Origin of the sequence: Roseobacter weihaiensis (assembly GCF_020622345.1) — a bacterium.
Classification (GTDB): Bacteria; Pseudomonadota; Alphaproteobacteria; order Rhodobacterales; family Rhodobacteraceae; genus Roseobacter; species Roseobacter weihaiensis.
Window position 1 is genome coordinate 1 of the sequence record NZ_JACNMO010000091.1, and the last position, 528, is coordinate 528.

Sequence of the window (528 nt, forward strand, 5' to 3'; positions counted from 1 at the left end):
CGTGAAAGTGGTCCACCAACTGGGATAGATTATCCCGTAAATTGGAGGATCAGCAATGGCTGGGAAACGAGAGAAGCCGGAAGAGATTGTATCGAAGCTTCGGCAGGTTGAAGTTCTGCAAGGACAAGGCGCGACGATTGCCGAGGCGGTGCGCCAGATTGGCGTGACGCAGCAAACGTTCTATCGATGGCGTAAGTTGTATGGTGGGATGCAACGGTCGCAGTTGGCCCGTCTGAAAAAGCTGGAGAAAGAGAACCAGCGGCTGAGACGGGCGGTGTCTGACCTGACCTTGGACAAGTTGATCTTGACGGAAGCGGCGAAGGATGAAGGGCGTCAGGCAAACCATCCTGTGGATGGTTTGTAGCCCTGAACGCGAAGCCCTACTAAGCCCTTCACGTCGTCGCAAATGCATCGACCACGTGCGGCAGGAGCTTGGTGTGTCTGAGCGCCGGGCCTGCCGCACACTTGGGCAGCACCGATCGACGCAGTGCAAGGTGCCGCAAGGCCGTGCTGACGAGCAGCGTCTGA

Annotated in this window: 1 pseudogene; it reads left to right on the forward strand. The window is 57.6% G+C overall.

Going from position 1 to position 528, the window contains the following annotated elements:
* Positions 1–55: 55 nt before the first annotated feature.
* Positions 56–528: pseudogene (locus tag H7847_RS26655) on the forward strand (transposase); the annotation flags it as partial.